This window comes from Streptomyces adustus (assembly GCF_009377175.1).
GTDB lineage: Bacteria > Actinomycetota > Actinomycetes > Streptomycetales > Streptomycetaceae > Streptomyces > Streptomyces adustus.
In genome coordinates this window covers 1-7,889 of record NZ_VJZD01000345.1, presented here as the reverse complement: position 1 = coordinate 7,889, position 7,889 = coordinate 1, and the positions used below count along the sequence as shown (strand labels likewise).

The window sequence follows — 7,889 nt, the reverse complement described above, 5'->3', positions numbered from 1 at the left end:
CCGCCCCCGCCCGCCCGCGGGAGCCACGGCTCACCGGCGGCGCAGCCGGACGGTGACCGGACGGTGGTCGGAGGCCAGGGGACGCCCGTCGTACGGCACCGGCCGCGGGTCGGGCGCGCGGTAGCCGGCCAGGTGCGGGACGAGGGAGGCGGACAGCAGGAACAGGTCGATCCGGCGCGCGGCCTCTCCCGGCAAGAACTCCCCGTAGGTCGGGGAGCGGTCGCCCAGATGGGCGCCGGCGTCCACCAGGAGCGGATCGCCGGGGTCCCCGAGGAGCGTCGCGAGCGGGGTGCGGTCGGCCAGCCGTTTGCCGGGGAGCAGCAGGTCGTCCCTGCGGTGGCGGGCCGCGCGGGTCCAGTCGGGCTCGGGGTCGCCGGGCGGCACGGAGTTGGCGTCCAGGCCGATCACGAGCGGCGGCAGGGCGGGGTCCGCGTGGTGGCGCAGATGGTCGGCCTCCACGCGCCGGACGGTGGGGCTGAAGGGATCGAGGTGGGTGACGAGGAACCGCAGCGGGGTGCTCCAGCCCGGCAGACGCAGGGTGACCAGCCCGTGGCCGTGCCAGTGGGCCAGCTCCGGGGCGACCCGCTCCACGGCCACGCGCTCGACGCCGGGCTCCCAGAACACGGCCTGATGGCAGCCCGTCTTGGCGGTGAACAGTTCGCCGTCCATGCCGAACGCGGTCTTGGCGTCCTCGAACAGGGCCCCGCCGTCGCGGTGCCAGCCCCAGCCCTCGGTCGTCAGCAGGACCCGCGGCCGCTCGGCGGCGACCAGCGCGACCTGCGCCTTCCACCGCTCGTCGTCGCCCCGCAGACGCTCGATGCCGGCCTCGTACAGGTTCCAGAACATCAGCAGGTCGGTGCCGTCCGGATCGCCGTGGACGGGGGAGTGCGCGGCGCTCATTTGATGCCGACCAGCAGGTACTCGGGCCCGTCCAGATGCTCCACCCGGGTCTCCCTGAAGCCGGTCCCGCGCAGCCAGTCGAGGCCCTGGGCAGCGGTGTAGTCGAATCCGCCCGGCACCTCGGCGTGCATGATCAGGCTGAGGATCAGGCCGACCGCGTTGCTGCGGCGCTCGTCGTCGATCAGCGTCTCGTGGATCAGCACGGCCCCGCCCGGCGGCAGCGCGGCGTACGCCTTCCGCAGCAGCGTGAGCTTCTCCGGTTCGCTCCAGTTGTGCAGCACATGGCCGAGGACGACGACATCGGCCCGGGGCAGCTCGTCCTCGAAGAAGTCGCCCGGTCGGAACGCGGCGCGGTCCGCCACGCCCAGGCGCTCCATGTAGGCCTCGAAACCGGGCCGGGCGGGCGGCAGATCGAACCCGACGGCCGTCAGATGCGGGTGCCGGCGCAGCACCCAGCCGGGTACCGCGCCCTCCGCGCAGCCGACGTCCACGACGGTGCGGTACCGCCGCCACGGGAACCGCTCGGCGACGGCCCGCGCCGATCCGATACTCAGGGCGGTCATGTCCCGCTGGAACGCGCCGGTGGACGCCTGCGTGGCGTACGTGCCGGCGTAGAAGTCCCGCCCGTCCCGGCCGCCGTGCGACGCCCGCCCGGTGCGCAGAACGGCGACCAGGTCGTCGGCGAGTCCGGGTCCCCGGGACAGGAAGCTGGCGCCGAGATAGGTGGCGGGCCGGCCGGCGTCCAGGTACTCCAGGGTCTCGGGGGTGCCGGCGTACCGGTCCCCGGAGCGGTCCAGCAGGCCGAGCGCCACGAGGGCGTCGAGGAAGTCCGGCGCCGGGCCGGGGTGCAGTCCGGTGCGTGCGCACAGCTCGGCGGCGGGCAGTGGTCCGTCGGCGAGCGCCGTGAACACACCCAGTTCCACGGCGCTGAGCAGGGTCCTGGTCTTCCAGTGCGCCCACATCAGATCGGTGACGGGCTGGGGCGAGATCATGGTGCGGTGTCCCTTGGCTCGGAGAGTGGGCGGACGGACGGTGCGGGGGAGCGGGCGGACCGCGCCCCTCAGCGGCGGTCGGCCAGGGCCGCCGGGGCGAAGCCGGGCGAGGTGAAGGAGGCGGTGCACGCGTCGGAGAAAGGCGCCTGGGCGAACAGGCCGACCCGGACCTCCGGGTCACCGCCGCCGGTGAACGTACGGACGAACCGCCACTCCTCGTCGTCGTGTTCCCGGTGGAAGACGGCGTGCCGCCGCCCCTCCCGGGTGACGAGGAGCCCGGCGCCGGGCCCGGCGAGGGCGGCACCGGTGGCCTCGTCCGACAGCGGACGGCTGACCACGGTGACGATCGCCCAGCCGCCCGAACGGGTGCGCTCCACGCAGACCTTGAACCAGCCCTCGCGGTCGTGGACGACGATGCCGCCGGCGTCCCCGAAGGCCTGCCCCTCGACCCCTACCCGGGTCCACAGCGTGTGGTCGCCCGCCACGGAGCGCCCCCAGGTGCCGACCCCGGACGCCTCGTAGGAGCCGGGCATACGGAACAGGTCGGTGCCGCGCGGAACCCGCACCCGCAGCTCCCCGGGGCGGGGCAGGGACGTGCTCCCCGGTCCCTCGAAGCTCCACCGGGGGTCGTCGAGGTCCAGGACGCGGGCGCCGGTGAGGCCGGCCGGTGTCATGGCGTGGTCATCCCGCCGTTGACACTGACCGCCTGACCGGTGACCCGGGGCGCCGACGCCAGGTAGCGCACGAGACCCGCGATGTCCTCGGGCGTCTGGAACTCCCGCTGCGGGATCATCGCCCGCATCCGCTCCCAGCACTCGTCCTCGGTCTCGCCCGGCCGGGCGAACTCCGACAGCAGATAGCGCCACATGTGGGACCGGACCATGCCGGGGCAGACGGCGTTGACCCGGATGTTCTCCTTCGCGACCTCCAGCGCGAGAGCGGCCGTGAACCCGATCACCCCGAACTTCGCCGCGCAGTAGTGGGAGACCTTCGCGAACCCCGTACGCCCGGACACGGAGGAGAAGTTGACGATCGACCCGCCCCCGCCGGCGCGCAGCAGCGGCAGCGCCGCCCGCGACGACAGGAACACACCGTCCAGATTGCCGGAGACGACATGCCGGAACTCGGCCAGCTCCATCTGCTCGACGGTACTGACGTGGGTGACCCCGAAGGCGTTGACGACGGTGTCGAGGCGGCCGGGACCGTCGGCGATCCCCCGGTAGAGGCGGCGGATCGCGTCCTCGTCGGTGGCGTCCGCCTCGGCCGCCGTCACCGACAGCCCCTCGGCGGTCAGTTTCCCGGCCAGTTCGTGCGCCTCGGCGTAGCCGGTGACGGCCGTGGACCGGTAGTGGTTGTACGCCGACGGCAGCCGGTCGGTGTCGGCGACCACGACCTCGGCGCCGCGCCGGGCGAAGTCCTCGGCCACGGCGGCGCCGATGCCCCGGCCACCGCCGATCACCAGGACCACCTTGCCGGTGAACTCCCCGTCCGCACCTGCTGTCATGGCGTCTCTCCCGTCGTGGCGGCGCCCGCGGGGGCGGGCGCGAGGGTGTAGGTCAGTGGCGGCAGGACGAGGGCGTCCAGCAGCCGGGGGAAGGCCCGGTAGTCGGCGAGATTGCGTTCCGGGGCGGCGACCAGCGCGCGCAGGGCCGGGTCGTCGCGCCCGGTGCGGGCGGCGAGCGCGTCGAGCGCGCCCGTCAGGACGTCGTCCCGGCGTCCGAAGAACGCCCGGAAGACCCGCTCGGCCTCGGCCGCCCGCTCCGCCGGGTCGGCCCCGGCGCGCGCCGCGACCCGGATCGCGTCGGCCAGCACCCGGTCGTGCGGCACCTCCACGGGGGCCGGGGAACCGGCGAGCGCCTCCAGGAACGCCTTGTCGGTGTACGGCGCCTCGTGGCGCACGGCGGCCGGCGCGAAGTCACGCGTGAGCAGCTTCTCGACCAGCACGTCCTCGTCGACCCGGCCGAGCGGGCCGACCCGGCCCATGTCGAAGGCACCGGCCGTGTCGAGGACGGTGGGCACCAGATTGCGGGCGGGCAGCAGCTCCACGGCCGGGCCGACGTCGGCGGCCAGCACCGGCACCCCGTGCGCGAGGGCCTCGACGACGACCCGGCCCAGCGTCTCCCGCGACGCGGTGCTGGGGAACAGCAGCACGTCGACGGCGTCGAAGAACTCCCCGAGGCGCTCCTGGGACCAGATGCCCGCCACCCGGACCGAGCCGGCCGGCACCCCGGACCGCCGCAGCGCCGCGTGGATCGCGTCGGCCTCCCAGCGCGGATCGTTGGGCTTGCCCGCGCACAGCAGCTCCGCTCGCCCGCCGCTCTCCCGGTGCAGGCGCGCGAAGACGGACAGCACCTGGTCGACGTTCTTGGCCAGCGACAGCGCGCCGAGATGGCCGACACGCAGGGTGCGGCCCGCGGGCGGCACAGGCCGCGCCGGCCGGCGCGGCATCCGGTCGAGCATCGGGTACGCGACGGCCGCGCCGGTCGCGGCCGTGGCCGGGAAGTGCCGCAGGAACAGCCGGCGCGTGTACGCCGTCGGGAACAGCGCGAGGTCCCCCGGACGCAGCAGCGGCGCGCACAGCTCCTCCTGCGCCCAGTAGCCGGACCAGAGCGCGGTGTGCACCTCCCGCACGATCCGGAAGTCGCCGCCCGTCCGCTCCCGCCAGAGGTGGTAGAGGAAGGCGTACGGCCCCGAACCGGCGTAGACGGTCTCGCCCGCGCGCACCCCGGTGAGCCGGCCCGCGCCGGCCGCCAGGTCGTGCGGGGCGAGCGTGTGGTGGCGGGCCAGCAGTTCGGACGCCTCGCGGTGCATCAGGACCGCGCCGTCGACGATGCCCTCCGTGTCCGGCGCGCGGTAGTCATGCGTGTGCAGGCGCATGCCCGGCCTCCCTGCTCTCCAGCAGCCGCGCCAGGCGCTCCCGCAGCATGTCCGGGGCCATGCCGTGCAGCGGCAGTTGCCGGGCGTGCACCTGCCGGGCGATGTCGCGCCGTACGCCGTGGACCTCCACGGGCAGCAGATGCCGGGCGCGCAGTCCCTCGCCGAATCCGCCCCGGGCGCCGTTGTACTCGACGCTCAGCAGACGCCGGCAGCCGCGCAGCACGGCCAGGTCGGCCGGCGCGAGACGCGGGGTGAGCGCCGCGCAGTGCAGATGCGGGACACCGAGTCCGCGGTTGGCCTCGTCCACCAGGACGCCCGCGTACCCGAAGGTCACCACGGCCGCGTCGGCGCGCTCCACGCCGGGCGGCGTGAGCCAGACCCCGCTGTCGATGTCGGCGGAGCAGTCCTCGCCCGGCGGGTCGAAGGCGGCGTCGACCATGCTGACGACGTGGGTGGTGGCGGGGTCCCGGCCCAGACGGGCCAGGCACGCGGCGAACTCCGCCGCGGTGACCGGCTCGTAGACCTTGGTGTGCAGCAGCAGGCCCAGCAGGTTCGTGGCGTTGTGCGCCCCGCCCCACGCGCCCCAGCTGCGTCCGGCCAGGACCAGCAGGTTGCGCACGCTCGTGGTCGCCTCGGTGAGCATGCTCAGCGAGTCCATGTAGTACATGGCGTCGGTGGCCACCACCTTCAGGGTGTCCTGCGGCAGCGACAGCGTCATGCCGACCGTCAGCGTCTCGGCCAGGCCCGTGTTGGTGTACGGCACGTGCCCGCGCAGACCGAACCGCGCCGCCAGGTCGGGGGTGAACACCGCCATCTCGCGTCCCGTGCGTTCCCGGTGCCGGGCGAGCATCCGGCCGGCGCCGGCCGCGAACGACGGACGGGCCGGTCCGCGCGCCGCCGGCCGGAAGCTGTGCTCGCCCTTGCTGGTCCGGCACACCAGCACCGAAGGACCGGGCAGGGACAGCAGCGCCCCGAGGGCCGCCTGCACCGCCCACTCGTCACGGCCGTCGGCCTCCATCAGCCGGCCCAGATAGGCCGCGAGGTAGCCGGTGTTGATGGGCTTGGCGAGCGGCTCGATGCCCTTGGCGTTCGCGTCGACGACCAGCACGAGATTGGTCAGGCCCACGTCGTGCGCGAACCGCAGCGCCTCGAAGGCGACCCCCTCGTGCAGCTCGCCGTCGCCCGCCAGACACACCACCTTGCGGTCCGTGCCGCGCCTGGTCAGCTCCCAGGCCAGGCTCACCGCCTGCGCGACACCGACCCCGAGGCTGTAGCGCATCGTGTTGCGGAAGCCGAGTTCGCGGTCCACCACGCCGGTGAGTCCGCCCTGGTGCAGGGTGGCCAGCGGGGTGAAGGGCAGGTCGCCGCGCACATAGTGCTCGGCGTAGAAGGCGGGGGCGATGTGCCCGCGGCCCACGATCAGCTCGGCCGGGCCGCCCTCGCCGCCGTCGGGGACCAGGCCCAGCTCGAAGCAGGCGCGCACCAGCGGGAGCGAGGACAGATTGCTCTGGAGGTTTCCCGAGCCGGCGATCTCGTGCATGCGCAGCAGGACGTCGGCGCTGTCGGTGTACAGCCGCTCGGGAACCTCACCGGCGAGAGCGCGCAAGCCGTCGAGCAGCGGACCGGGCGACCGGCCGTCGAGGACGGCACCCGGCCGTGCGGACCGCTCCAGCCGCTCGAGTTCGCGCAGCACGACCGCGCTCTCGGCGGGCGTGAGGCGGGGCAGCGCCGCACGCGCCGGGCCGGCGAAGCGGTCGTGGAGCGTGTTCACCGCCCGTCCCCGCAGACCTCGTCCAGGGCGTCGCCGAGTATCTCCAGGATCCGGTCGGCCTCGTCCGGCGTGGTGACGAACGCGGGCGCCAGGACCACCCAGTCGTCCTGTCCGCGCAGGATCAGACCGCGGTCCAGGCAGGCCGAGGCCAGCCGCTCCCCGGCGTCCTCGCCGCCGCCGGTGAGCTTCACCCCGTACAGCAGCCCGAGGGCGCGCACCGTGCCGCGCCCGCCGACGACCGCGCGCAGCCGGGGCTCGACGTGTGCGGCCAGTGTCCCGATGCGGTCCGGGTAGCCGTCCTCGCGGAACAGCGTCACGGCGGCGAGCCCGGCGGCGGCCGCCATCGGGTTGGCGGCGTAGGTGTGCGACGGCGCGAAGGACACCGGCCCGCCGGCCTCCCCGAGCACGGCGGCCACGTGCTCACCCATCAGGACGGCGGCCAGCGGGGCGAATCCGCCGGAGATGCCCTTGCCCACGCACAGGATGTCCGGGGTGACACCGAAGGTCTGGGCCGCGAAGGGCTGCCCGGTGCGGCCGAAGCCGGTGACGATCTCGTCGAACACCAGCAGCACCCCGTGCCGGTCGCAGACCTCGCGCACCCGCGCCAGGTAGTCCGCCGGCGGGACGGCCATGCCGCGCAGGTGGATGACGGGTTCCATGACGATCGCCGCGACCGACTCCGGGCCCTCGGCCTCGATGGTCCGCTCGATCATGGCGGCGGCCAGCGCGCCGGACGACTCCCGGGGAACGTCCCAGAACGCCTCCAGGCAGTCCGGCGGCCACACGTGGACGATGCCGGGCAGGCCCGGTCCGAACCGGCTGACGTCGGGCCGCCCCGTCAGCGACAGCGACCCGTAGGTGGCCCCGTGGTAGCCGTGGTAGTAGCTGAGGACCTTGACCCGGTCGGGGTTGCCGTGGGCGCGGTGGTACAGCCGGGCCAGCCGGACGGCCGCCTCCACGCTCTCGGAGCCCCCGTTGACGAGCTTGGCCGCCGTGATGCCGGCCGGCGCCAGGTCGACGAGCCCCCGGGCCAGCTCCAGGGCGGCGTGGTTGGTGCCGTGCAGCGGCGGGTTGAACGGCAGGGTGCGCAACTGGTCGGTCACCGCCTGCGCGATGGGCTCGCAGTCGTAGCCGAAGCAGGTGACGAACACCCCGGACAGGGCGTCCAGGAATTCGCGGCCGGCCGCGTCGGTGAGCCGGATGCCCTTGCCGGACGCGAACAGCAGGGACCGCTCGGAGTGCGGCACCTCGAAGCAGTACGCGGACAGGTCCTGCGGCCAGACGGACGGGGGTGCCAGGTCGACGGTGGTCATGGGGCAGCTCCTCAAGGGCGAGGGTCGGATGGGGGA

The 7,889-nt window shown here is 74.5% G+C and carries 7 protein-coding genes; all 7 read right to left on the bottom strand.

Annotated features, from left to right (window positions below; all coding sequences use genetic code 11):
• Positions 1–30 precede the first annotated feature (30 nt).
• The 7 genes from FNH09_RS42670 to FNH09_RS42640 all read right to left on the bottom strand — a co-directional run bounded on the left by FNH09_RS42670 (position 31) and on the right by FNH09_RS42640 (position 7,853).
• Positions 31–900, bottom strand: coding sequence for an exonuclease/endonuclease/phosphatase family protein (locus FNH09_RS42670; RefSeq protein WP_152895246.1), 870 nt, complete (start codon positions 898–900; stop codon positions 31–33).
• Positions 897–1,892: a methyltransferase gene (locus tag FNH09_RS42665; RefSeq protein WP_152895245.1), complete on the bottom strand. Its 996-nt coding sequence runs from the start codon at positions 1,890–1,892 to the stop codon at positions 897–899. Before FNH09_RS42665 ends, FNH09_RS42670 begins: the two co-directional genes overlap by 4 nt.
• Positions 1,893–1,960: 68 nt before the next feature.
• A complete protein-coding gene (locus tag FNH09_RS42660; RefSeq protein WP_152895244.1) occupies positions 1,961–2,566 on the bottom strand; it encodes a DUF1349 domain-containing protein in 606 nt (201 codons plus the stop codon).
• Positions 2,563–3,396 carry an SDR family oxidoreductase gene (locus FNH09_RS42655; protein WP_152895243.1) on the bottom strand — a complete coding sequence of 278 codons (834 nt, stop codon included), beginning with the start codon at positions 3,394–3,396 and terminating at the stop codon, positions 2,563–2,565. Before FNH09_RS42655 ends, FNH09_RS42660 begins: the two co-directional genes overlap by 4 nt.
• Positions 3,393–4,769 carry a glycosyltransferase gene (locus tag FNH09_RS42650; RefSeq protein WP_152895242.1) on the bottom strand — a complete coding sequence of 459 codons (1,377 nt, stop codon included), beginning with the start codon at positions 4,767–4,769 and terminating at the stop codon, positions 3,393–3,395. The genes FNH09_RS42655 and FNH09_RS42650 overlap by 4 nt, the downstream gene beginning before the upstream one ends.
• Positions 4,750–6,540 carry a 1-deoxy-D-xylulose-5-phosphate synthase N-terminal domain-containing protein gene (locus FNH09_RS42645; RefSeq protein WP_162469937.1) on the bottom strand — a complete coding sequence of 597 codons (1,791 nt, stop codon included), beginning with the start codon at positions 6,538–6,540 and terminating at the stop codon, positions 4,750–4,752. Before FNH09_RS42645 ends, FNH09_RS42650 begins: the two co-directional genes overlap by 20 nt.
• Positions 6,537–7,853, bottom strand: a complete 1,317-nt coding sequence (locus tag FNH09_RS42640; protein ID WP_152895240.1) for an aminotransferase family protein — start codon at positions 7,851–7,853, stop codon at positions 6,537–6,539. The genes FNH09_RS42645 and FNH09_RS42640 overlap by 4 nt, the downstream gene beginning before the upstream one ends.
• Positions 7,854–7,889: the final 36 nt, after the last annotated feature.

Bases quoted from the DNA above. Each gene is read 5' to 3' on its own strand.
- FNH09_RS42670 (WP_152895246.1), bottom strand. From the start codon at position 900: ATGAGCGCCGCGCACTCCCCCGTCCACGGCGATCCGGACGGCACCGAC.
- FNH09_RS42665 (WP_152895245.1), bottom strand. From the start codon at position 1,892: ATGATCTCGCCCCAGCCCGTCACCGATCTGATGTGGGCGCACTGGAAG.
- FNH09_RS42660 (WP_152895244.1), bottom strand. From the start codon at position 2,566: ATGACACCGGCCGGCCTCACCGGCGCCCGCGTCCTGGACCTCGACGAC.
- FNH09_RS42655 (WP_152895243.1), bottom strand. From the start codon at position 3,396: ATGACAGCAGGTGCGGACGGGGAGTTCACCGGCAAGGTGGTCCTGGTG.
- FNH09_RS42650 (WP_152895242.1), bottom strand. From the start codon at position 4,769: ATGCGCCTGCACACGCATGACTACCGCGCGCCGGACACGGAGGGCATC.
- FNH09_RS42640 (WP_152895240.1), bottom strand. From the start codon at position 7,853: ATGACCACCGTCGACCTGGCACCCCCGTCCGTCTGGCCGCAGGACCTG.